This window comes from Rhodococcus erythropolis R138 (assembly GCF_000696675.2).
GTDB classification, from domain to species: domain Bacteria; phylum Actinomycetota; class Actinomycetes; order Mycobacteriales; family Mycobacteriaceae; genus Rhodococcus_F; species Rhodococcus_F erythropolis.
Genome location: NZ_CP007257.1, coordinates 119,379 through 141,713 on the forward strand (window position 1 = coordinate 119,379; position 22,335 = coordinate 141,713).

Annotated in this window: 20 protein-coding genes and 5 pseudogenes; 15 read left to right on the forward strand and 10 right to left on the reverse strand. The window is 59.4% G+C overall.

Annotated features, from left to right (window positions below):
• The first annotated feature begins 118 nt into the window (after positions 1 to 118).
• Complete coding sequence (locus tag H351_RS29610; RefSeq protein ID WP_029256949.1) at positions 119 to 1,129, forward strand: LacI family DNA-binding transcriptional regulator; 1,011 nt, start codon at positions 119 to 121, stop codon at positions 1,127 to 1,129.
• Between the two features lie 1,218 nt (positions 1,130 to 2,347).
• Positions 2,348 to 2,920 carry a TetR/AcrR family transcriptional regulator gene (locus H351_RS29620; RefSeq protein ID WP_029256947.1) on the forward strand — a complete coding sequence of 191 codons (573 nt, stop codon included), beginning with the start codon at positions 2,348 to 2,350 and terminating at the stop codon, positions 2,918 to 2,920.
• A gap of 376 nt (positions 2,921 to 3,296) precedes the next feature.
• Here the strand turns inward: H351_RS29620 and H351_RS33000 are convergent.
• The 3 genes and pseudogenes from H351_RS33000 to H351_RS29630 form a co-directional block, all read right to left on the reverse strand.
• A pseudogene (locus H351_RS33000) lies at positions 3,297 to 3,607 on the reverse strand (integrase core domain-containing protein).
• Between the two features lie 643 nt (positions 3,608 to 4,250).
• Entirely contained in the window at positions 4,251 to 4,490 is a 240-nt protein-coding gene (locus tag H351_RS33005; protein WP_081051226.1) for a transposase, read from the reverse strand.
• A 153-nt stretch (positions 4,491 to 4,643) separates the two neighbouring features.
• Positions 4,644 to 4,958, reverse strand: coding sequence for a DUF1330 domain-containing protein (locus H351_RS29630; RefSeq protein ID WP_029256945.1), 315 nt, complete (start codon positions 4,956 to 4,958; stop codon positions 4,644 to 4,646).
• Positions 4,959 to 5,069: 111 nt separating this feature from the next.
• Here H351_RS29630 and H351_RS29635 point away from each other — a divergent pair, with 111 nt between their 5' ends.
• The 3 genes from H351_RS29635 (at position 5,070) to H351_RS29645 (ending at position 6,908) form a co-directional block, all read left to right on the forward strand.
• A complete protein-coding gene (locus tag H351_RS29635; RefSeq protein WP_029256944.1) occupies positions 5,070 to 5,759 on the forward strand; it encodes a TetR/AcrR family transcriptional regulator in 690 nt (229 codons plus the stop codon).
• Positions 5,760 to 5,997: 238 nt separating this feature from the next.
• Positions 5,998 to 6,495: a nuclear transport factor 2 family protein gene (locus H351_RS31990; protein ID WP_144440154.1), complete on the forward strand. Its 498-nt coding sequence runs from the start codon at positions 5,998 to 6,000 to the stop codon at positions 6,493 to 6,495.
• A gap of 50 nt (positions 6,496 to 6,545) precedes the next feature.
• Entirely contained in the window at positions 6,546 to 6,908 is a 363-nt protein-coding gene (locus tag H351_RS29645) for a nuclear transport factor 2 family protein (protein WP_029256942.1), read from the forward strand.
• A 56-nt stretch (positions 6,909 to 6,964) separates the two neighbouring features.
• Here the strand turns inward: H351_RS29645 and H351_RS29650 are convergent, their stop codons facing one another.
• Positions 6,965 to 7,705, reverse strand: a complete 741-nt coding sequence (locus H351_RS29650) for a Crp/Fnr family transcriptional regulator (protein WP_029256941.1) — start codon at positions 7,703 to 7,705, stop codon at positions 6,965 to 6,967.
• 60 nt (positions 7,706 to 7,765) lie between these two features.
• Here H351_RS29650 and H351_RS29655 point away from each other — a divergent pair, with 60 nt between their 5' ends.
• The 3 genes and pseudogenes from H351_RS29655 to H351_RS29660 all read left to right on the forward strand — a co-directional run.
• Positions 7,766 to 9,028 (forward strand): MFS transporter, encoded by a 1,263-nt coding sequence (locus H351_RS29655; protein ID WP_029256940.1) that lies wholly within the window; start codon positions 7,766 to 7,768, stop codon positions 9,026 to 9,028.
• Positions 9,028 to 9,189 (forward strand): annotated as a pseudogene (locus H351_RS32880) (twin-arginine translocase TatA/TatE family subunit); the annotation flags it as partial. The gene H351_RS29655 and the pseudogene H351_RS32880, both read left to right, overlap by 1 nt.
• Before the next feature lie 187 nt (positions 9,190 to 9,376).
• Positions 9,377 to 9,556 (forward strand): annotated as a pseudogene (locus H351_RS29660) (twin-arginine translocase subunit TatC); the annotation flags it as partial.
• Between the two features lie 16 nt (positions 9,557 to 9,572).
• Here H351_RS29660 and H351_RS31700 read toward each other — a convergent pair.
• Both H351_RS31700 and H351_RS31995 read right to left on the reverse strand, forming a co-directional pair.
• Positions 9,573 to 9,834, reverse strand: a pseudogene (locus tag H351_RS31700) (Rieske 2Fe-2S domain-containing protein); the annotation flags it as partial.
• Between the two features lie 786 nt (positions 9,835 to 10,620).
• Positions 10,621 to 10,710, reverse strand: a pseudogene (locus H351_RS31995) (hypothetical protein); the annotation flags it as partial.
• Positions 10,711 to 10,786: 76 nt separating this feature from the next.
• On the opposite strand from H351_RS31995, the gene H351_RS29665 reads away from it, so the two are divergent.
• The gene (locus H351_RS29665; protein WP_029256938.1) at positions 10,787 to 11,092 is read left to right on the forward strand and encodes a transposase; all 306 of its coding nucleotides are present in this window, start codon (positions 10,787 to 10,789) and stop codon (positions 11,090 to 11,092) included.
• Complete coding sequence (locus tag H351_RS29670) at positions 11,044 to 11,982, forward strand: IS3 family transposase (RefSeq protein ID WP_230793658.1); 939 nt, start codon at positions 11,044 to 11,046, stop codon at positions 11,980 to 11,982. Before H351_RS29665 ends, H351_RS29670 begins: the two co-directional genes overlap by 49 nt.
• A 26-nt stretch (positions 11,983 to 12,008) precedes the next feature.
• Here H351_RS29670 and H351_RS29675 read toward each other — a convergent pair whose 3' ends face one another.
• Positions 12,009 to 13,598, reverse strand: coding sequence for an aldehyde dehydrogenase family protein (locus H351_RS29675; protein WP_081051233.1), 1,590 nt, complete (start codon positions 13,596 to 13,598; stop codon positions 12,009 to 12,011).
• Between the two features lie 661 nt (positions 13,599 to 14,259).
• Between H351_RS29675 and H351_RS29680 the strand changes: the two genes are divergently transcribed.
• Positions 14,260 to 15,039 (forward strand): IclR family transcriptional regulator, encoded by a 780-nt coding sequence (locus H351_RS29680; protein ID WP_051636543.1) that lies wholly within the window; start codon positions 14,260 to 14,262, stop codon positions 15,037 to 15,039.
• Between the two features lie 895 nt (positions 15,040 to 15,934).
• Here H351_RS29680 and H351_RS29685 read toward each other — a convergent pair.
• From H351_RS29685 to H351_RS29695, 3 genes are all read right to left on the reverse strand, one after another.
• Positions 15,935 to 17,167 carry a hypothetical protein gene (locus H351_RS29685; RefSeq protein ID WP_244891529.1) on the reverse strand — a complete coding sequence of 411 codons (1,233 nt, stop codon included), beginning with the start codon at positions 17,165 to 17,167 and terminating at the stop codon, positions 15,935 to 15,937.
• 175 nt (positions 17,168 to 17,342) lie between these two features.
• Positions 17,343 to 17,768, reverse strand: coding sequence for a nuclear transport factor 2 family protein (locus tag H351_RS29690; RefSeq protein WP_029256933.1), 426 nt, complete (start codon positions 17,766 to 17,768; stop codon positions 17,343 to 17,345).
• Positions 17,765 to 18,649, reverse strand: coding sequence for a bifunctional 5,10-methylenetetrahydrofolate dehydrogenase/5,10-methenyltetrahydrofolate cyclohydrolase (locus H351_RS29695; RefSeq protein WP_029256932.1), 885 nt, complete (start codon positions 18,647 to 18,649; stop codon positions 17,765 to 17,767). Before H351_RS29695 ends, H351_RS29690 begins: the two co-directional genes overlap by 4 nt.
• Positions 18,650 to 18,742: 93 nt before the next feature.
• On the opposite strand from H351_RS29695, the gene H351_RS29700 reads away from it, so the two are divergent.
• The 4 genes from H351_RS29700 (at position 18,743) to H351_RS29715 (ending at position 22,314) form a co-directional block, all read left to right on the forward strand.
• Positions 18,743 to 19,561: an IclR family transcriptional regulator gene (locus H351_RS29700; protein ID WP_244891530.1), complete on the forward strand. Its 819-nt coding sequence runs from the start codon at positions 18,743 to 18,745 to the stop codon at positions 19,559 to 19,561.
• A gap of 83 nt (positions 19,562 to 19,644) precedes the next feature.
• The gene (locus H351_RS29705; protein WP_029256930.1) at positions 19,645 to 20,262 is read left to right on the forward strand and encodes a nuclear transport factor 2 family protein; all 618 of its coding nucleotides are present in this window, start codon (positions 19,645 to 19,647) and stop codon (positions 20,260 to 20,262) included.
• A gap of 32 nt (positions 20,263 to 20,294) precedes the next feature.
• Complete coding sequence (locus tag H351_RS29710) at positions 20,295 to 21,362, forward strand: maleylacetate reductase (RefSeq protein WP_029256929.1); 1,068 nt, start codon at positions 20,295 to 20,297, stop codon at positions 21,360 to 21,362.
• Between the two features lie 22 nt (positions 21,363 to 21,384).
• A complete protein-coding gene (locus H351_RS29715; RefSeq protein WP_051636540.1) occupies positions 21,385 to 22,314 on the forward strand; it encodes a dioxygenase family protein in 930 nt (309 codons plus the stop codon).
• Positions 22,315 to 22,335: the final 21 nt, after the last annotated feature.

A 22,335-nucleotide genomic window follows, 5' to 3' on the forward strand; every position in this document is an offset into this window, starting at 1 on the left:
TGCGCTTATGAGACATTTATGTGAACCACTTCTCAACGCGGCTGTTCGGTAGGCTCGGCTCGTGACCACGGAGGAGAATCGACCCACGGCAGCGCGGCGAGGCCCGCTGACGCTTCGCATGATCGCCACCGAGCTCGGTGTCAGCACGTCGACCGTGTCCCGAGTCCTCAACTCACGTGGCGACGAGGCTATGCGTTGGGGATCACCGGCGACCGTCGCCCGCATCCGCAGCTATGCGGAGGAATCGGGGTACTCCCCGAACCCTCAAGCTTCGAGCCTGCGGACCCGACGATCCGGCCTGATAGGTGTACTGGTACCGCGTCTGCAGGATTTCGTCCTCGCCACCATCTACGAGGGCATCGAGGAAGCAGCGACCGAAGTGGGTCTGTCGACTTTCGTCACGAACTCTCGAGACGTCGTGGAGTTGCAACGTGCACGTACTCAGATGATGATCGATCGTCGCGTCGACGGATTGATCTACGGTGACGCCCACCTCGACCACGAGTTCCTCGATGAGGTCCACGATCGCGGTCTCAAGTTTGCTTTGACGTCTCGAAGGTCCGGCAACTACCCCTCAGCGACTGTCGACGATGTCAAGGGGGGCCGCCTCGTCGGGCAGCACCTCGTTGATTCCGGTCGACGAGACGTCGCGGTACTCGCCGGGCTTCCCTTCGCCTCGACTGCTCGCGACCGTACGCGTGGGCTCGTGGAAGCTCTTGCCGACAACGGTGTCGATGTACCGTCGGACCGCATTGTCTATTCGGGATTTGATCCCGCTGGCGGTCGTAGTGCGATCGAGGAGCTATTGGCCTTGGGGTCACTTCCCGAAGCAATCTTCGCGACGAACGATTTCGCCGCCCTCGGCGCCTTCGGGGCGCTGCGCGACAGGGGCATACGCGTGCCGGACGACGTCGCGATGGTGGGCTACAACGACACGCCACTCGCGGAGGGTGGAGCCGTACCACTGACCACAGTCAGGTCCCCCATGCACGAGATGGGTCGGCGGTCCCTCGGACTGTTGATTGACGTCCTCGCAGGCAAAAACCCTGAGCCGGTCCTGCTCGAACCAGAACTGATCATCAGGAGAAGCACGGACCCTGCGGCCCAGCCCCGAAGCATGCCGACATAACATCGGTACTCATCGGGCGTCACTTGGCCTCCGGTAATATGGTTCACCTTCGGCGGCCGAGGCTGCGGTCAAGGCTTCAGAGCATGGTGTCGCGGCAGGACGGTCTGCCTACCCACGACCGTCGACTATCCCTCCCCACTGTTGGATGCATACCGGAGCTGAATGATTTTCACTTCTTGAGAAGGGATTTGTCACACCCCTTCACTATCTTGTGCATACGGGCAACTCGGGACGAGATCCGCAGATCCGGACCGTCACATTGCCCCACAGAAACGATCAACAGCGAGACCTTTGCCCGCGTGGCTATCGCTCGCCCGCGAGAGGGTGACACAAGGCCAGCGGCACGCCCAGGACAATGACATCGAAACCCTCAAGCAAATCGCTGCACAGTCAATCGCAATTTCCTTTTGCTGGGGCACCAGCGCGACCTTCGCTAGATCCCCATCTTGCTCAAAGAATACGAGTGGTCCCAGTCCTGACATACCGATGACGACGACGTATCCGCCGGCGCGGTGACGGTGGCGAGTAAACCGACCAGGACTGAGACGGCGCCGTCGACGCTGACGACGGTTCCTCAGGGCTACTCTGACGCGCGCAGATCACGGATCTCACCGATCTCGGTAACACCGGGAGCATCCGAAGGATGGCGAACGCTTCGCTTCAAGCATCCTCGGCGCGATGGGGTTCACGGCGACGGGCCCTGCACCGAGCGGCCAGATGAGTTCGGCTGCTGACCTGTCGCCCCGGTAGCTGTTCGATGGCAGAACTGGCGCATCCGACCTTCACCGAGGAGCGCCGCCGAAGGGTGGGATAGTCGGCCCACATGCCAATGAGACTTGGTATGTCAGTTTGGAATACCTTCGCCGTGCCTGGACAGTGCTCGGCAAGATGATCCACAACCAATTCGAGGACGCCGTGCGTGCTTGGACCAACGCCGTTCGTGCGCGAACGAGCTCGGCAAGTTCCCTGATCGTGGACAATTACTTCTCCGCCGTTTCCAGCGCTCGATACGGTCGACTTCGCACCGATGAGTACCAAGAGACTGCCGCGGCGATGATCACCGCAGTCGTCGACAAGGCCCAAGACCAGACGACTTCTTGGAGATCGCCGAAGACTTTGTCGTTCCGCCACTTTCGTCCTTAGGAGCGATCATCGATACGAGCAGCAAGCAATCTCTAAATCTTAAAACAAAATAATTTATTAGGTTATGCTGTCTTTATGACCCTTCAGGATATAACCGCAACAAAGCAGCGAATCCTCAATGCGGCACTGAAAGAATTCGGCACCCACGGGCTTTCCGGTGCGCGGATCGATCGTATCGCGAAGAACGGCAATGCCAGCAAGGAACGACTTTACGCGTACTTCGGGAACAAGGCGGCGCTCTTTCATGCTGTGCTAGACGCAGACTTCGCCGAAGCCATGGAATCCGTCGCATGGGCGGACGACATACCGCAGCATGCTGTCAATTTGTTTGACGCGATGACCAGCAAGCCGTACATCCAGCGCATGCTGATCTGGGGTCAACTGCAGGGCGAGGGGCCGCGAATGAGGAGACAATCGGAGGGGCACCCCAGCTGGATCCCGAGGAGGGCTGCGATTCGCAAGGCTCAGGACGACGGCATCGTCGCCGCGCACTGGAATCCCGAAGATTTGATCACCCTGATTTTCGGCCTCGTGTTTGCCTGGGGGGTCACGCCCGGTAGCGTCGACAATCAGTCCGCAGACGCGCAAGAACTCACGCGACGCCGCAACCTTGTGTATGTAGCGACAGTTCGACTTTGCAAGCCCTGACAGGAGATTACAACCGGACGTATAGGTAACGACGGTTGAAAAGTGCGGTTTAACCATGCCGATGTTCTGAAGACTTTAGTTGGTGAACTGTATCGTTCTTGAACTGCCGCATCCGATGCCGATAAAGCAATGAACCCGCGATCAGGGCTTCTATCTATTGTCCAAAATGAAACGCCTCGCATCTTGCATTGCGATTGCCAACTCCAGCACCACGGAGTGGTCTGCGAGTCCACACGACATCAGGGGAACAAAGTGTAATACAGAAATAATCACCCCACATGCGGGGGTTATTATTGAGATCGGCAACGTCGTACACATCCCGGGGCAGGGCAAAGAACCCCGACAAGATTTGCGGTGTGGTCACTATTACCCACCCTCAATGAGCCTGGTAGGGTCCTTTTGGTGAGCCACTCGCTATAGCGAATCTATGCGTGTGAAGACAGCTGGCAGCGTACTCATTCGGAGTTCGGTACGCCAGCGATGAATGGCGATGCCGGTTGTTGTAGTCCTCCTTCCAGCCCTCGATGACCAGCCGGGCTTCGAGGAGACGCTGAGGAACTCGTTCATGTTCAAGCACTCGTCGCGAACATGGGTGTTGAAGGATTCGATGTACCCGTTCTTCCATGGCTGATCAGGTGGAACATGTCCGATTCTCAGTCGGTCCTCGCAGAACGTCCGCAACGCCACGGAGATGAACTCGGGTCCATTGTCGCACCGCAGTACTTACGTCGGGCCGTCGCAGAGTGCGAATGTTTTCTCCAAGGCGGCGACGAGACCCTCGCTGGGATGGATCTTGCGGCGATGTTGAGTACGGACTTGTCGGGTGTGTGCGTCGTCCATCGACCCGATCTAGAATTTCCTCCCGTCCGCCGTCGAATCTAACTGGGAGTCGATCGCCCACAAGCCTTTCGGCGCGGTTGCCTCGGTGATCGAAGTGGCCCGGCGCCGGTTCGTTTACGGGTCGTGCGGACCTTCACCCGCAATCCTTCCTCGCGCCAGAGGCGCTGAACCTTCTTCTTGTGGATGCCCAGCCGGCGGCCTGTAGATCCGCCCACGCACGTTGAGCCCCTTTTTCGTTGGTTGGTTTGGTCCGGGCTCGCAACCACTTCCGCAGATCCGTGTCCGGATCGTCCGGGGTGTTTCTCGCTACTTTCTTGACTTCCTTGCGTTGGGTGGAACGCGGCTGCCCGACGATTTTGCAGGCGAGACTGTGAGAGCCCTATCGTTTCCTGGAGCTTCGTCACGGCGTTCCGTTTGGAGGTCGGGCTCAGCATTTCCCTGAGCAATCTCCTTGAACGCAGCCATTTCGAGTTCGGCTTCGGCGAGGAGCTTATTGAGCAGGGCGTTTTCGTTCTTGAGTTCCTTGAGCGCTGGCGTCGTCGGCCTTCATACCGCCATACTGCCTACGCCAGTTGTAAAGCGTCGACACGGACACGTCGAGTGGTCGGGATTTCCTCGACGTCGGTGGCTGTGGCGGCGAGTTCGTCGCTGCGGCGCAGTTTGCGGATGATCTGTTCGGGCGTATGTCGTTTACATCCAGCGATGAGATGAGCCTTTCATGCCCCTTGATCGGGGCGGAAGGATTCTCATAGCCTGCGGACCACTCCCTGGGGGGTCAAGACCACTGCACTAAAGCACGATCTCAGTACTCCTATCTGATCGTTTCAACTACCTCCGGCAGCGGATAGCGGATCTCTGCCCCGTCCCGCCAAACTCAGCAGAGCTAGGGCGAGGGGGAGAACCCGTCAGGTGAGATGCCCTCCACAAACATCATGCTCACGCGAGCTTTACCTTCTCGAATATTTCTGGCCCGCAGATATTCGGGAGAGTCGTACCATTCCCGGATCCTGGCCATGTTGGGAAACTCGATGACCGCGAACCCGGAAGAGCCCCAGACCCCTTCGGCGGGCTTCGGTGCAGGTCCCGCGACCAGATGATGGCCCCCGTGACTCAGTATGGATTGTTGGGCAGCGGTTGCGTAGGCCGCACCAGCCTCCTCGTCAAGCACGTCAAAGTTGACGATGACGTAAGCGGGCATGAGATTTCTCCATCCAATTGGACACGGCGTGTAGTAATGACACGTCGAAGAGTAATGCATCCCTGTAACTTTGCAAAGGTGCACAACGACGGGAAGAGGCCATCGCCAGACATGACCAGCCGTAGAGAGCGAATACGGATCGAAGCGACCCAAGAGATCATGACCATCGCGCTACAGCAATTAGCCGAGGGCGGGGCAGGAGCGATCTCTCTTCGGGGGATCGCTCGTGAGATGGGCATGACCGCACGTGCGATCTACAGCTACTTCCCCACCCGAGACGACCTCATTACCGCCGTCATCAGCGGAATCGCAGCATCACTTGGCGAGGCACTGGAAACGGGCATCAACGCCGTGCCCCACACCGACCCCGGAGGAAGACTGATGGCCTGGGGCCAAGCCCTTAGAGAATGGGCACTCGCCCACCCGGAGAGCTTCCGACTCTTCTACGGCTTACCCATACCCGGCTACCAGCCCCCCGACAACGGCCCAGTGGACCAAACAGCACGTCGCGTATGCCGGGAACTCACCCGCCTCGTTGCCATCGCATGGCCTCGTGTCCGGCACCAGCAACCGGAAGATACTTCCTGGTCCGATCTTCACCCGGAATTCGTCGCGAAGATCCAAGCCGACCTTCCGGACGTACCGCCCGCCGCAGCAGCACTCGCGCTGCGTGTTTGGGGCCGGATTCACGGTCTCGTCGCCCTGGAAGTCGACGGCCACATCCACCCAGTCGCAGGCAACCCCGCCGCCCTCCACCGCGCCGACATGCTCGACTTGGTCAGGACACTTGGCCTGGACTGAGCGAATTGCCATTGCCGCAGCGCACTTGGCTCCATCGTAAGATCGTAGACACTCGGACGAGGCCCACAATGTGCTGAAGTGGCATCGCCTCAAGTACGGACCTACAACGGTGAGAGAACGGACTGCGGCCGCAACCTCACGGACCGACGGGTTGCGCAGAGTTGAAGCCGCAACGACTGTGCGCCCCGTGAAATAGTTCACACTTTGCTGGCGCCTCGTCCACGGTCAGAGTTTCATCGTGGAAACGACCGAACGCATCCTTCAGCACCGAATTCTGCGAGCGTTGAACGCATTCGAAAAACAAGAAATCGGAGATTCCATGAGTGAGAATACTCATCTCGACCGTGCCGAACAAAACATAGAGGTAGTCAAGAAACTTTTCGACGCCCTCGACGGTACCCGGGAGGAAGCGCGGCGCGTGATTGATGAGGTCGTCGTTGAGCAGGGTTACATCCAGCACAATCCAATGGCTGGAGATGGGCGCGACGGATTGCAGGACTTCTTTCCTCACATCATGCGTACGCCCAATACGTCGGAAAATCCCGTTCCGGACTACCTCGATGCCGACGGCACCGTCGAGGTGAAGTACATAGCCAGCGGGAACATGGTCGTTCGTATGGAGATCCGTTATCACGGAGTACTTCTCGATATCTTCCGAGTCGAGAATGGTCTCTTGCATGAGCACTGGGACGCTTTCAACCCTAATCCAGGCACCGAACGGCCACCGGGTCTGTAGGTCGATGTTCATTGCTGCAACACGACATTCGGACGGCGAGAGGTAAGTACATGACCGAACAAGACGAACGCAACAAGCAGGTCGTTCAAGATGTTTTCGACCTCATCTACGGACAACAGGCAGACCTCGGACGTATCGACACACTCATAGCCGAGAACTACCGTCAACATAATCCATTGGTGCCGCAAGGCCGTGCGGGATTCCGGGAGTTCTTTGAAAATGCGATTCCGTTGCCCGACAACGATCCTGAGCGATCGGCAAGAGTCAACGTGATCGCGAGTGATAACTTCGTCGTACGCCAGGAGATTCGAGATAGCGGAATGCTGGTCGATATCTTCGAGCTCGAGAACGGCCTACTGAAAGAGCACTGGGATTCGTTCCGGTTCAATCCTGAACGATGGCCATTTTTCTAGCTGTTCAGTTCGTCGCGTGGGCGATGCGTCGCGCGTCGCCGCACCGCCCACCTCGATCAGAGTCTGCCGGTTCTGCCGGCGCATTGCATCAGTGACAATTCGTCCAAGATTGCGAGATCAGCCCCGATTTTCCTGATCCACCCCTGGCGGGAAAAGCGCGTCATGACCTTGCTAACGTGCTCACGCGTCGCACGAACATGCAGTGCCAGTTCCTCGTGTGTCAGACCCCATGTCACGAGTAGACCGTGCTCGGTGCGCAAACCGAACCGGCTCGCCTCGTTCAGCAGCGCACTCGCCACACGCGACGCGACATCGAGACCGAACATGTCATGGTGCGAGTCGATTGCCACGTGCAACCGAGAATGAAGTACTCGGATGTACCGGCTCATCGCCTCGGGATAGGTCTCCAACCATTCGCGCATGTCGCTGGCTGACAAGATGGCTATCTCGCACGATTTCTTCGTTATTACCGTCATCGGTTGCGACGAGTACTCGAAGATGGACAGATCACCGAGGAGGTCGCCGGGTCCTGGAACACCAAGGATGCTATCGATTCGGCCTGATCGGAAGCGTACGAGTTTCACCCGCCCCGAGATCATGAGATAGACGCGCTCTGCCGGGCTTCCCTCGGCGTACACGACCGCGTCGGCTGCGAACCTTCTCGTGTCGAGAAGTCTCGAAAAGCTCTCTAACACCTCAGTTTTCAGCCCCTTCAACAGCTCGACGTCATGGAAGTTCGTCAAGACGATCTCCATCCTCTGCGGTGTCGCGAGCTGTCCGTTGTGCGTGACCGACACTACCAAAGCGTAACTCCATCGCGGCTACGTCTCACGCTGCTCCCGGAAGGAGACCTCAGAATGAATCGCTCACGTATCAACGACATTCGGATCATGATCGCTGCTTCACTGCTCATCGCCTCGCTGATGCTCGTCGTGGTGGGGACAAGCTTCTTTGTTCAACCGGTCACGGCCGACCTCGATATTTCGAGGTCGTCCTTCATGATCCACTACACGTTGTTCACTCTCCTCTCGCTCGTCACTATGCCTCTCGCCTCAAAGTTGCTGAACCGCTTCGACATCCGATTTCTGATCGTTCTCGGGGGCTGCTGGACGGGCCTGGGCCTGGTGTTCATGTCGCTTACTTCGACTCTCTGGGAGATATATCTGGTCGGCATCTGGGTCGGTGTCTCCCTCTTTCCCGCATCGAATTACCTGGTCGCGGTCTTGATCGACACCTCGTTTGCCCAAAGGAAAGGCATCCTGCTCGGCTTGGCGACCGGCTTCGGCGGTCTCGGCGCTATGGTCGCGTCGGCTGTTCTTCCCAACCTCATCGCGGAGCACGGATGGAGATCCGGCTACCAAGTCCTCGGATCGATGGTCGTCGTCACCGCCCTGACTGCTGCGACAGTGGTGAAAAACAGGCACTCACTGCCCGGTCCGCGGCCGACTGCCACCTCCGATGCGGGCGCACCGGGTATTGATGAAATGACCGGGATGCCATACCCGATGGCAATGAAGTCGAAGAACTTGTGGTGCATCTTCGTGGGCGTGGCACTGTTCTGCTCGGTTCTGGCCGGGCAAGAGCACTACCCCGCGCATCTTTACGAGCATGGCGTCCCGTCCGACGAGATCTCGATGCTGATGTCTCTGTTCTTCTTTTTCGGCATACCCGCGATCCCTCTAGTCGGTTGGCTGGTGGACAGGTTCGGGCTGACCCGCACGGCCTCGGCCATCTGGGTCGCGGCAACCGCAGGATGGACTACGTTGGCCGTCGCCGAACCGGATTTGTTCCAAGACCTGGGGGTGTTAGCCCTAGTGGCCATCACAGCGAACGGTATGTTGCCTGCGATCATCGCGGGGCTCGCCTTCGGCCAGCGAAGCTACGCGCGGCTGGTGGCAGTCCTCCTGCCTGCGGGCACGCTCGGATTGGCGATCGGGGCCCCCCTATGGGGTCTGGCCTACGATATAGCCGGTGCTTACACACCTGCGTTCTTTCTCAGCCCAATGATCATGGGTGTGGGATTCGTCCTCGCAGTGGTGGGGACCCGGAGATCCCGTGTGCTGTGGGCGCACCCGAATGAATCACGTCGAGCGAAGGTGGCAGGCGCACCGCGCCGTTGATGCGCCATGTAGGCGGAGGACGACGCTTGAGCAGGCAACATCATGTTCGGCCGCGACGAAGAGATGACATCATCGACGATGTGGCCCGGTATGTCACTGGCTGGCACGCTCTCATCGTCCTCGCGATCCTCCTTCTCGTCTTCGGCTCGACCAAACTCCCATCCCTCGCTAAGGGCGTCGGACAATCGATGCGAGTCCTGAAAGACGAAGCGCGAGAAGACACGACGACTGTGCGACGCGAGAGTGCGTCCACTGCCGATACGACGGCACCTGCCCGCGACGTGGACCCGAACGCAACGGTTCCGTACCGACAGCGTCATGGCCACGGCCACCGCCACGTCTGGGACGATGCCGATCGCCGGACATCTACGCGAGGCACGACGCCGCGCGACGCGCGCGGCGGTATCGCTCCTCGTCGGCGTGGTCATCGGGTTCATACTCACCGATCGGATCCTCGACATCCTGCGGGGACCAGTCGAAGAACTCGCCCAGTCCCGCCAGGCCAGCCTCAACTACGACACTGTCACTGGTGCGTTCGACCTCGTGTCTCCTGCGGCGGCATCTGCACGGCAGCGCCCATTGGGCCCGTATTTCAGACGGTGATATCCGCAGATCAGGTTGTCCCCACTCAATCTTCCCATCGACAGGGGAACAAGCCGATGCCAGCATGTGTCAGCCAATGCAACCGGTGTCCCATCTGTCGTTCGGTACATCACGACTGGCCGTCCGCAGATTGTGCGGGATAGCAGTGTGCGATTCACCTCGGTGTCCCACGCGGCGGCATACCATGCATTGAGCACAATCATTGTGGCGCAATCCTTGTGGTTGGTATCTATACAGTTAGGCGCGCTGGTTGTGGTGTGCGTAGCGACCGGACTGTGCTGCTCTCCACAGCACAGCAGCCGCTTCGTAGGTTTCGTTCTGCCGGCCCTCGCTATGAGCGCCAGTGGAGGTCTCCAGATTCCGACGAGCCCGAAAGCCAGGCACTTCCCTTTGCCGAACAGCCGTCGGGTGACGTCGCCGTCCGGGCAAACTGTCTTAACGGTGAAACCGCGTTTGTCTGAACTAGCCGAGGCGTCTGTACCCGACTGGAAAACTCGTCAGGAGCTCGTGATCGAGGCTGAGTTAGACAGCTAGATCGACCTGGTCACGCAAATTTTCGCGTAAATCGGTTGTCTACGTAAGCTTTTCCAGTTGCCGTCGACCCGTTGGCAAGAGCCCGTAGAAGCGCCCGGTGACTGTGGCGTCGACCTTGGTTCCATCGATGGCTGATGGTCAACTTCGCCAGTGCGACACCGCGACCGTCGACGATGTCGGCGGAATGACCGCCGAGGAATGAAGAATCGATATCCCGTTATCGAAGCGGTCAGGACTGATTGCGACTGCCGCTGGCCCCTTGGAATAGGTCGCTGCCATCGACGCCGGGGCTGGATGACATACGCCGGCGAACCGCTCCCCGTCGCCGGCGTCAACGCCACACTGCCCAGTTCTCAAGCAGGTCGCGAGTTGTTGGTTTGTTCGTCGGCCAAGACGGCCATTGGTGCCTCTTCGATCCGTTGTGACGGACTCTCACTCTAAGTCCAGCAGGATTTTCAGTCGATCAGTCGAATCGAGTGAGTCTCGACGTACTCGGACAACCCTGCAGCGCTGAGTTCCCGGCCGATACCGCTTCGCTTCACACCACCGAACGGTGAGGTTCACCCCGGATGGTGGACACCGAGATAGCGGGACCGAGGGTTCCGCTGGGAGGATGTCCTCATGTCCCGCACTCGCAGGTCTTTTACGACCGAGTACAAAGTCGAGGCCGCCCACCGGGTGATCGATTCCGGCCGCACGATCGCCGAGGTCTCCCGTGAACTGGGCATCAACGAAGCCCTGCTCGGACGCTGGGTCGCCGACGAACGACGACGCGTCGATGCTGCCGCAGAGTCTGGCGATCAACCGTTGACTGCCGCCGAACGCACCGAGCTTGCTCGGCTGCGCAAGCAGGTCTCCGAACAGGAGAAAGACATCGCATTCCTGAAAAAAGCGTCCGCGTACTTTGCGGCGAATCAACAAAAGTAGAGCGCTACTCGTTGATCGCTGCGGAGTGCGCGAACTTCGCGGTCCACCGGATGACGCGGCTCCTCGATGTCTCGACCTCCGGCTTCTACAAAAACCAAGGACTCAGTGTTCGAACAGGATTGGGCGAACGGAAACAGCGCCGCGCGGACTTGGAAGTGAAGATCCTCGACATCCACAGAGAATCGAAAGGTGTGTACGGGTCCCCTCGGATCACCGCCGAACTGCACGACGGCGGAGAGATCATCACCGAGAAGACTGTCGCCAAACTCATGCGATCACTCGGCATCGTCGGGATCAGCCCGCGGACATTCAAGATTCGCACCACTGTCGTCGATCCGCTCGCCTCGTTTCCGGACGACTTGGTGCAACGGCAGTTCGATCAAGGCCGGCTCGATGCCGTCTGGACATCCGATATCACGTACCTGACCTGCGGTGAAGGTGACATGTATTTGTGTGCGATCAAGGACGAGCACTCGAAGAAGGTTCTGGGATGGTCGGTGGCGGATCATATGCGGACCGACCTTGTCATCGCAGCCTTGGACATGGCCGTCGAAGCGCGCGGCGGCGGTGTAGCCGGCACAATCATGCACTCGGACAGAGGAAGTCAGTACACTGCAGAGATCATGAAGCAGGCGTGCGAGCGATACGGGCTACGCCGTTCGATGGGAGATACCGGAATATGCTGGGATAACGCCGGTGCCGAAAGTCTGTGGTCGACGTTCAAGCACGAATACTACTATCGTCACATCTTCGTCCATGCCGCCGAATTGGTTGCTGCGGTTGACTACTGGATGAACTTCTACAACACTCGACGTCGGCACTCCACGATCGGGATGCTCAGCCCCACGGACTACGAACAGTCACTGACCGCGACCTCGATGGCCGCGTGACCACTGTCCACTTTTCGGGGTGAACCTCACGGCATCCGCAGATCCAGCGAGTCGAAAGAGTGCGAATTGATGAATGTACTGCCGGCTTCGATCTTCCGGGCGAAGGCAAAGCCCCAGTCTGCATCCGAAGTCCACACCGAGGAGCCGAGTCCATATTCGCTATCATTCGCCCAATGGAGAACCTGGTCCTCGTTGTCGTAAGTGATCAGCGGAATCACTGGGCCGAACTGCTCTTCACTGGAGATTGGTGCCGAGTGCTCGGCGTCTCGAACCACATGTGGGAGTATGAAATATCCGTCTTCCCACCCCGATGGGTCGGTCTTGTTTCCCAACTCTAGAACCGTCGCGAACGAAGCATGGGTCCGCTCGATCAGGTTCAGGACCTTCTTGTACTGGACTTCGTTGTTCAGCGGGCCAAAGTCCGCCTCGGGGTCGAGACCATGCCCTACTGAGTAGTGGTCGACGCGTTCGCACAAGGCTGTAGCGAATCGGGCGGACAGTGCGCGCGGGACGTAGATTCGTTTGACTCCGAAACAGATCTGACCAGATCGGGTAAACACTCCCTTGAGCAGTCGTTCGAGCGTGGTGTCAATATCCGCATCGTCGAGGATCACCGCAGGATCGTTTCCGCCGAGCTCGAGAGTGACGTTCTTGATCGTTCGGGCAGTGGCTTCGATTACCTTGATTCCGGTCGACGTTCCCCCGGTGAACGCAATCTTTCGAACCAAGGGGTGGCTGCACAAAGCAGCGCCGACATCTCCGTCGCCGTGGACAACATTCAGCACCCCGGCAGGCAGTAACTCTGCGACACGTTGCAACAACAGAGTGAGGGCAGCGGATGCGCTCGGCGACGGCTTGAGTACGAATGTATTCCCGGCTGCCAGTGCGGGTGCCAGTTTCTGAAAAGTGAGCGCTATCGGCATGTTCCACGGAATGATTGCCCCGACGACACCGCGTGCGGTCTTCTCGATGCTAATGCGTCCGTTAGCGTCGGTGTACTCGACGGGCTGCAGGAAGTCCCGGATCAGCCCGGCTGTGTCGTGCAGCATACCGGTGCCGATATGGAAGTCTGTCTGCGCTTCCCACAACATGCCGCCGTGTTCACGAACAAGGAGGGGCGCCAACTCGACTTCGGCATTCGCTACCACTTCGGCCGCTGCCGTGAGGAATTGGATACGTTCGGTAATCGGTGTGGTGCGCCAATGCGAATAGGCGCCGTGGGCGGCATTTACTGCACGATCGACGTCGGTTTCGTCTCCGACGGATACTCGCGCTACCACATCGCGCAATCGCCCCCGATCGTTGACTTCGCGGAGATTGGATACTCGATGTTCGCCGCCAATAAGGTGGCCGACTTCTGGGCCAGAGTTTGTGTCATGGGTATGCCTTTCGTTCGGATGAGATCTATCCGTATGTAGGGTCAACAGCAATGTCGATGTTGATGTCGAAACAGGAGTGGAGTCATACGATCGGCGTCTGTGGGGAGGACTGCTTCGAGTCTTCTGTTGAGCTGGTCTTAGCTGATGATTCGCTCGGAATCGCACCCGAGGCACTGTGCGATGGCGGACACGCGCAGTCAGCGAAGGAGTGCCGTGGCTCTCTTCCTCGATCGGCATCTTCGGCCAGCCTGTCCGTCACTGCGTATCCACCGTTCGCCATGACGATGAACAGAGCGCCGACGTGTAATGCGACGCACTCCACCGCCCGGGGACGTCGTACACCGAAGAACCGTCCCCCCGAACAGCGACAAGGTGGACGGTCCGCAGCACCGCGCTTGGCACCGACGGTGGGTCGGTCTATTCCGGGTCAAGACGTGCCCAGTCGCCAATCCCACGACGGATCCTTCGTCCAGCCCCAAGCGAAAGGGCAAGTCGCAGATAAACCAAGAGGGACGGAATCTCGGTAGATCCGGGGTTCCTGAAGGTTGGTGGGGGCCTGAATATTTTCCATGACATCGAGCGCTGCTTCCGGCACGAAACGGGGGCTGAGCTGTCGTTCGTTCATCTTCTGACTGGGCCTTCCGGCGGAGAGATGCGATGCCGCTAGTACGGCGCGATCAGTCGCCTGGTCGTAGACTGGGGTCTTGCGATAGGGCGGGTGGAAGCGGCATGAAGCCTTCTCTCGCCGAATACCCTGTCGAGCAATATCTATCGGCAACTCGTCTCCAATTGTGTGACGTCAGCCTCTCGGCGTCCCTGCAATGTCTGCTGGGCGGACATCAATTTCGGGGTTTATTTGTGTAGCTATGCGCGGGTTCGCCGACATTCGGCGGAACGAATGAAGGGAACTCGAACTGTGCCTGACGGAGACGAAAGCGGACGAACAGTCCTTTCACGAGCGTTGGCGATACTTGCAGCCTTTACGGTCGACCGGCCTGAGCTCACGCTTGCCCAACTCTGTCGGATCACCGACCTGCGACATTCGACCGCTCATCGACAGGTCGCCGAGTTGTTGGAATGGGGTGCTGTAGAGCGTCTGCCGAACGGTGCCTACGTGATCGGTTTGCGATTGTGGGAACTCGGTACGTTGAACCCGAGGGCGCTCCCGTTACGCGCACACGCTCTGCCGATCATGGAAGACCTCCATTCGGCAACGCGGCAACACGTGCAGCTCGCTGTTCTGGAGGGCATGGAAGCGGTTGTAGTCGAGAGGATTTCAGGACAAACCGTGGTGTCGGTTGCGTCCCCGGTCGGGGGGCGGCTTCCATTGCACGCAACGGCAGCAGGGCGAGTGCTGCTTGCTTACGGCGGGGAGGACTTGTTTCGCTATGTCACCGGGTCTACGCTCGCACGATTTACGGTATCAACAATCACGGAAGCCGAGCCTTTGCGGCGAGTGACGGCGCAGTGCCGACATGATGGTTTCGCGGTTGTCCGCGAGGAACTCACTACTGGAACGTATTCGGTTGCCGCGCCGATCCTGGATTCCAGAGGGCAGGTCGAGGCGGCTTTGTCGGTGGTGAGTTCGAATTCTAAAGTCCGCGCGATGGCGCCGGCGGTGGTACTGGCCGCCCGGGGCGTGTCGCGGAATCGCGGTCTGCGAGGTCGCTCGGTCTGACTGCACCGGAACGGCAGAGGATACCGGTTCGCGCACTCACCGCGCCGATCTACCGCATCAGCGCTGACGTAGAGCCGTAACCTATCTTCGGCTTCCGCCTCGAGAATTGTTCGCGCGGAACTTAATTCGACATCGTTTTGGTTCGAGGAGATGAGAGCGCAGCTTGCAGGAACCAGATGTCGTCAACCCGAAAGTCGGAGGAACTCACCCACCCGAGTTCGAGGATCAAGCGCGTCACCAGGTGTAGGCGCAGGTGCATCAAGCTATGCCCAGACGGATGATGGTGTGCCAGTTCACCGCTCGCCGCAAGGTGAGAAGGGTTGCGCTTCTCGGGAAGGCTCAGTCGTTGTTCGACCTGGTCGCGGCGATCACGTAGCAATGCCCAAAGTACGGGCAAGCTGAGTCAGCACTACCGGTGTCGTTCGCTGGGCCGACTACCGATGAGGAACCGGGTCCGCGCGAGTATCGGTCGATTGTCCCGGAAGCGACTCCAATGCTGGATGTCCTTTCAGCTTCTTACGTTGCCGGCCTGCCGCGGAGTCAGTGACTATCAAGGCAGACTGGCGACACGGCCCGGGCGACCGGGGTAAACGAACTGATCATGACGGCACCGCTCGTGATTTGTGAGTCGTGTGAGGCGTCGGGCGGCGGCCCGACGGGGCCCTTGCACTCGGCCGTCGAACGGTTGGCGGTTGGAGGGAATACTCCCGAGCCGATGGAGCCTTCGGGCGGAGGCGTTCAAAGCAGTGTCCCGGGCCCTCTACGACGGCACCATACGTACGTGCGCGGCGTCGGCCACCACGGTGTTGGACTGTATGCCCAGTCGGACCGGCCACACTGAGCCCGCCAGCGGCTACTCAGGCGCCTTTTCGGTCTTGCTGGCCGCGTACCAACCTCATCGTCGAGGTTGGTACGCCGGTGACTCTGTGCCGCGGGTATCGACATTCTTGTTAGAGGGAAGGTCTAGGTACGGAAAAGGTTCGACTGTCGCTCTGATGGGTTTGATGCGGTTGCCGTGATCACCCCAGTGGACTGTCACCTCGTTGCCCACAACCGCCTCGGCGAGATCGAGGGTCGAGTGTGAGAGCATGTGACGGTAGTAGTAGGAGTAAACCGCCAAGGACGAGACCCCCACCGGAGAGCCGTTCTTGGTTACCAGATCTGCGTGCCCGCCAGCGGGAGATTGTGGTGTGGTAGGGAATTCGAACATTTTGTACTCTTCGCCCCCGTCGAACTGCGAAGCCAAAACATCGACGACGTCTTCTTTATTCCACCTCAAGGTCACAGTTTTCCGCCGTGGATTCGCGGCCTCTGCTTCGATCGCCTCACGTCCGATGAACTCGTGGTCAAATTTCGCCATCCATCCCCAGTTGACTTGGTGTGGCGTTCGCAATCGAGCGCCGAAGTCACGTGGATCGATACTTCCAGGCAAAGCACCGGTCTTGTTCGTAGACATATCGGGACCGGTGGGGCCCAGCATGGCGAGGAAGTCTGGATCGGTGAACGCCGAAGGAAGAAACGTACAACCCAATTGCGGAAAACCGGCCTCCGTGTGATTGACGACGTACGTCCTCCACCCCAACCGCTGCATTCCCAAGGGCCGCCCGGCCAGATAGATCGCGTCGAACACGGACGGTCCGTACTCGATCGGACCTCGAACCTCGTAGGCAAGCGTGCCCGCCATCCCGATTCGAGACAGCTCTATGGATGCTGCATCGACACCGGGGATCTCGATATCCTTCACACCGAGAAACTCGAGGTCCCGGACGTCGTCGCCGAGAAGATTGACCAGCACCTCCAAAGAGGTAGGCCCGGCGATTTGGAAGATGAAGATGGGGTGCAAACTGATGTCGACGTCCAGGCCGAGCGAGCGTGCTTTATAGACGGCCCACGGAAGGGATGCGAGCTGACGGAACGACTCTTCACCGTCCCGGACTGCAAGACCATGGTTGGCGATGTTGCCATTTTCGTCGGGCATGACGAGGTGCTTGGACTTACCGATGGGCCACTTGTAGACGTTGTTAATACTCAGACGCGACAGCAGTTCCTGCGCCTGTGGACCCCGAAATCTCATCTCCGGCGTGCCGCTGAGGTTTGACGCGAGATAGGAACCGGTCTTCCACGACATCGATTCGCGTTTCCAGCCATCCCCCTCCCATATGTGTAGAGCTCCCTGAACATTGGCGTACAGCGAGATGTCCGGGTATGACGGAACATCAACCAATTGGAGATTCGAATTTGGGTTGTCGGAGCACATGTGGTCTTCCTCTTGTCGAGAGATCGCGTCTCTGCGGAACGAACGGTCAGAACATGGAGTTACCGTTGGCGGATGTAGACGGTACGGCCTGGACCACATCCCAGTGCTCGACGATCTTGCTGTCGTTCAACCGCCAGATGTCCACAACAGCCAAACCGCCCGGATGCGAGTCGATTACGAGGTGCATGAAGGTCACGACCACGTCATGGTCGGACACGATTCGTTTGACCACGGGGGCAAAACCGGGACTCGACACGAATCCCGTCAACAGTTCGATCGCCGCTTCCCTGCCGTTGGCGACGCCGGGACTGTGCTGGATGTATTCCTCGCCGACGTGCCTCTCGAACGCATCCCGCACACGGCCCTCCCGATTGATCAGATCGAGGAAATCTTCGACCACCTGCCGATTGGTGAGTAATCGCGTGTGCACTGCCGACGCGACCGATTGTGCTGCCGAGGAATGTCGTGTCATTGCGCAAACGCCGCTTCGGCTGAAGTCGCTGATGCTACTGCTGCGTCCACGGCGTTCTTCAGAAGCATGGCGACCGTCGTCGGGCCGACACCCCCGACCCTTGGGGTGATGGCGGATGCAACCTCAGCGCACGTCTCCGACACGTCGGGCAGTAGTCGTTTTCCTTCGTATCGGACCCCGCCCCCGATGACGACCGCGCCGGGTTTGACGTGCTCTGGACGTACGAGGCCGGGTTGTCCCGCTGCCGCGATGAGAATGTCTGCTCGGCGGCTGTAGCGTTCCCAATCCCGGATACCGCTGTGCACCACAGTTACCGCGGCGTCAGCGGTGGGGCGCTTCTGCGACAGCATCATCGCCAGCGGGCGCCCCAGGGTCGCCCCTCTCCCGATGATCACGACTTCGCGGCCTGCTACAGGGATCTCGTAGAACGCCAGTAGCGCCTCGATGCCCGCGGGGGTACATGGCCGAGGGCCAGGAGTGCCGACAGCGAGGCATCCGAGGTTGTACGGGTGCATTCCGTCCACGTCCTTGCGAGGATCGATCGTCGCAAGGGCTCGCTCATAGTCAAGATTTACTGGAACGGGATATTGCACGAGTAGACCGTGTACGGATGGGTCCTCGTTGAAGTCGGCGATCACGCGATGGAGGTCTGCTTGGCTCGCGGATGCCGGTAAGTGCACGTGAGGGGACTCAAAGCCACTGTTTCGGGCTTGTCGCTGCTTGATTCTGATGTAGCCGGCGCTGGCGGCGTCATCACCGACCAGGATTGTTGCCAGTGTCGGGACTGTTCCTCGAGCACGGAGTAGCCGGGTCTGTTGGCCCACTTCTTCCAAAATTTGTTCGGCTACAGGGCCGCCCGGCAGCAAGCGCGCTCCGCTCATGCGATTCTCACCTTTGTCATCGACGAGACTCTAGGACTGGAATCTTCGAATTCCCAGAAGTTCCTGCCATTCAGTGGCAGTGTAGTTCTTGAAGTGACAACTGCGAAGGAAACACCGAACATGGCCGGAAATGCCAACGAACCGCGCCGCAGCGTTTCCAATCGGCTGCTGACAGTGCTTGGATCGTTCGATGTGGCGCGGCCTACTCTCAGTTTGACCGAGGTCACCACCATCACCGGTCTGCCGATGTCCACTGTCCGCCGGTTGCTGCGTGAACTGACTGAGTGGGGTGCATTGCAACGCCTACCGGACCAGCGCTACCGGATCGGATTGCGATTGTGGCGACTCGGGTCGCTTGCGCCTCAACAGCGAGACCTCCGAGATGCGGCCTGGCCGTTCATGCAGGATTTGTACGAGGCCACTCACGAAAATGTGCAGCTGGTCGTGCTCGACGCATCAACGGCATTGTGTGTGGAGAAGATCTCAGCGACACGAGCTGTCCCGACCAAAACCGAAGTGGGTGGGCAACTCCCGTTGCACGCTACTGCTGTTGGGAAGGTGCTCCTCGCATACGCCACCGACAACACGCTCGAATCGATAGTCGCCGCCGGCCTGAAACGTGTCACCTCGTTTACCATCGTCGAGCCAGGACGCCTTGACCGTGCACTGCAAGATGTTCGAAACGCTGGTATCGCGTACTCGCGTGAGGAGATGACCAAGGGCGCGGTGTCCGTCGCGTGCCCGGTCTTCGGGCGCGACGGTGCCGTGTTGGGAGCCCTGGGAATAGTGACTCATTCCCATGTCACTCTCGACCGGCTGGCACCGGCCGTCAGGGCTGCCGCGCTGGGGGCATCGCGTACCTACAGCGCCCGGCAACCGTGGGCCCAGGCTCCGCTCGACCGACGAGAATGATTACCACTGAGTGGCTGCGGTCCGTTGGTTGTCCAGCCCAGCCGTTCTATCGTCGTCTCCACATTCACTAGATCGGAGACACCGTGGCAGTACGTGACAGCGATCGCGATGAGATTCGTCGGTTGGTCGAGAATTGGGCCATTTGGCGAGACTCGGGCGACTGGGACCGATTCGCAACCGTATGGCATCCGGTGGACGGCTGGATGAGTGCCACCTGGTTCCAGGGCAGTGCGTCGGACTTCATCGAGGTAAGCCGCCAGGGCTTCGAGAAGGGCGTCAGTATCCTGCACTTCCTGGGTGGGCACAGCGCCGATGTCACGGGAGACCGCGCGATTGCGCAGACAAAGATGACGATCAGTCAGCGTGCGACCTTGGACGGGATTGATGTCGACGTTCTATGCACCGGACGCTTCTACGATTTTCTTGCGCGCCAGGACGACCGCTGGACCATCGTGCGCCGACAACCGATCTACGAAAAGGATCGGCTCGACGTGATCGATCCGGCGGCCACGCCCACGATCGACTCCGAACTTCTGAACCGCTTTCCTGTCGGCTACAGATATCTTGCGTACGTGCAGACGAAGTCCGGGTTTGACGTCAAGGATGGGCTTCCAGGATTGACCGGGGATGCGGTGGAGCAGTTGTACGGCGAAGGGGCCGAATGGCTTTCCGGGGCGGAGTCGCCCGGTGTTCCTGCTTGACCGATCGCCGAAGAACGTCAGGAGAGCGATCTATGCAGTTCGTTCATGAATCCGTCGCACAACGTGTCGTATTCGCCACTGGTAGCGCGTACTCCGCTGTGGCGCAGGAACTAGAAGCGGCAAACTTCACACGCGTCATGCTGATCGCGTCGAAGCGTCGGAGCGGTCTGGTCGACAGAATGGCATCAGAGCTACCGGTTGTACTGCGGCACCACGAGATCGTCATGCACGTGCCCGAGGATGTCGCCTCTCGCGCACGGTACGCGGCCGCGGATGTCGGTGCCGATGTCCTCGTCAGTGTGGGCGGCGGTTCCGCAACTGGCCTCGCAAAAGCCATAGCCCTCACGACAGGGCTTCCCATCATCGCAGTTCCCACCACGTATGCCGGTTCCGAAGCCACCGATGTCTGGGGAACGACGGTGAATGGCGTCAAAACCACAGGTGTCGACCGTCGAACGCTCCCGCGTTCGGTGGTGTACGACGCCGCCCTCTTGAGCGGGCTCGACCGACAGACTGCAATTGCGAGCGGACTCAATGCTGTTGCGCACTGCGTCGATTCTATGTGGGGGCCTCGCGCAGATCCGATCGATCGAGTGCTGGCCGCGGAAGCGCTAGAGAGCTTGGCGCAGGGTATTGCGCACGTCGCGCGCGATCCCACTGGACTGACGGGAATCGAACAGTCCCTGTACGGGGCGTACCTGGCAGCGACGGCATTCTCCAGCGCAGGTTCGGGAATGCACCATAAAATTTGCCACGTTCTCGGCGGCATGTTCGATCTGCCCCATGCTCAGACTCACGCAGTGGTGCTACCGCACGTGCTGTCCTTCAACGCTCCGAACGCACCTCACGCCGAAGAGCTCATCGCACGAGCACTCGGAGCCCACAGCGCCGTCGAGGGTATGGAATCACTCGTCGGTGAGCTGGACGCGCCCCGCGCACTACGCGAGCTGGGAATGCCACAGGACGGGATCTCGGCTGCACTCACCCCGATTCTCGATGTGATTCCAGCGAACAACCCCACCCCCGTAGATCGGGACAACCTCGCTGAACTTCTGTTCTCCGCGTGGTCCGGCCAGCCCATGACGGTTCCCGATCACTGATCCATGCCCGAAAGGAATCACCGTGGCCACCTACGTGAACCCTGTCCCCCCCACCCGCGGCACCAGCTATGCGGACGTCACCGAGGAACAACAACGGGTCGAACAGACTTTGGTCGACAAGGTCGTCGGATCCTTCGACTCCTGCGAGAACCCTCGGCTCAAAGAGCTCATGGTCTCCCTCGTGCGGCACCTTCACTCGTTCGTCAGAACGACCCGGTTGACCGAGGAAGAATGGGGCGCTGCCATCAATTTTCTGACCGAGTCCGGCAAGATCACAACCGATGTGAGGCAGGAGTTCATTCTCCTATCGGACACGCTCGGAATCTCGATGCAAACGATAAACGTCAACAACCGGGCCTACAAACAGGCAACCGAAGCGACCGTATTCGGTCCGTTCTTCGTCGAGGACAGTCCCGAGATCGAGTTGGGCGCGGACATGTCCTTCGGGGCCCCAGGAGAACCGTGCTGGGTCGAAGGTACGGTGACCGATACCGACGGGCGCCCGCTCGCTGGCGCTCGCATCGAGGTGTGGGAAGCCGACGAGGACGGGCTCTACGACGTGCAGTACGACGCTGACCACCGCGCCGCACGCGCCCATCTGTACACCGATATCGATGGGAGTTACAAGTTTTGGGGATTGACGCCAACGCCGTATCCGATCCCGAACGATGGACCGGTGGGCATGATGCTTGATTCGGTCGGACGTTCCCCGCTACGAGCAGCTCACCTACACTTCATGGTCTCGCACGACGCGTGTCGTACTCTAGTGACCCATATTTTTCCCTCTGATGACCCGATTGGTCCGGGAGATACTGTCTTCGGGCACAAGGATTCGCTCGTCAAGGACTTCCAGCGGCAGCCCGCGGCTTCTCCCACACCGGACGGCCGGCTGCTCGACGCCACTTGGTCCACAGTGCGATTCGACGTCGTTCTCGCACCGGTAGACGCTTGACATCATCGCTCGAGTGAACAA

What these genes read in the sequence shown, in the direction of transcription:
- H351_RS29610 (WP_029256949.1), top strand. Translation starts at nt 119, where the DNA reads ATGATCGCCACCGAGCTCGGTGTCAGCACGTCGACCGTGTCCCGAGTC.
- H351_RS29620 (WP_029256947.1), top strand. Translation starts at nt 2,348, where the DNA reads ATGACCCTTCAGGATATAACCGCAACAAAGCAGCGAATCCTCAATGCG.
- H351_RS29630 (WP_029256945.1), bottom strand. Translation starts at nt 4,958, where the DNA reads ATGCCCGCTTACGTCATCGTCAACTTTGACGTGCTTGACGAGGAGGCT.
- H351_RS29635 (WP_029256944.1), top strand. Translation starts at nt 5,070, where the DNA reads ATGACCAGCCGTAGAGAGCGAATACGGATCGAAGCGACCCAAGAGATC.
- H351_RS29645 (WP_029256942.1), top strand. Translation starts at nt 6,546, where the DNA reads ATGACCGAACAAGACGAACGCAACAAGCAGGTCGTTCAAGATGTTTTC.
- H351_RS29655 (WP_029256940.1), top strand. Translation starts at nt 7,766, where the DNA reads ATGAATCGCTCACGTATCAACGACATTCGGATCATGATCGCTGCTTCA.
- H351_RS29665 (WP_029256938.1), top strand. Translation starts at nt 10,787, where the DNA reads ATGTCCCGCACTCGCAGGTCTTTTACGACCGAGTACAAAGTCGAGGCC.
- H351_RS29675 (WP_081051233.1), bottom strand. Translation starts at nt 13,598, where the DNA reads ATGCCGATCGAGGAAGAGAGCCACGGCACTCCTTCGCTGACTGCGCGT.
- H351_RS29680 (WP_051636543.1), top strand. Translation starts at nt 14,260, where the DNA reads ATGAAGGGAACTCGAACTGTGCCTGACGGAGACGAAAGCGGACGAACA.
- H351_RS29685 (WP_244891529.1), bottom strand. Translation starts at nt 17,167, where the DNA reads ATGTCGTGGAAGACCGGTTCCTATCTCGCGTCAAACCTCAGCGGCACG.
- H351_RS29690 (WP_029256933.1), bottom strand. Translation starts at nt 17,768, where the DNA reads ATGACACGACATTCCTCGGCAGCACAATCGGTCGCGTCGGCAGTGCAC.
- H351_RS29695 (WP_029256932.1), bottom strand. Translation starts at nt 18,649, where the DNA reads ATGAGCGGAGCGCGCTTGCTGCCGGGCGGCCCTGTAGCCGAACAAATT.
- H351_RS29710 (WP_029256929.1), top strand. Translation starts at nt 20,295, where the DNA reads ATGCAGTTCGTTCATGAATCCGTCGCACAACGTGTCGTATTCGCCACT.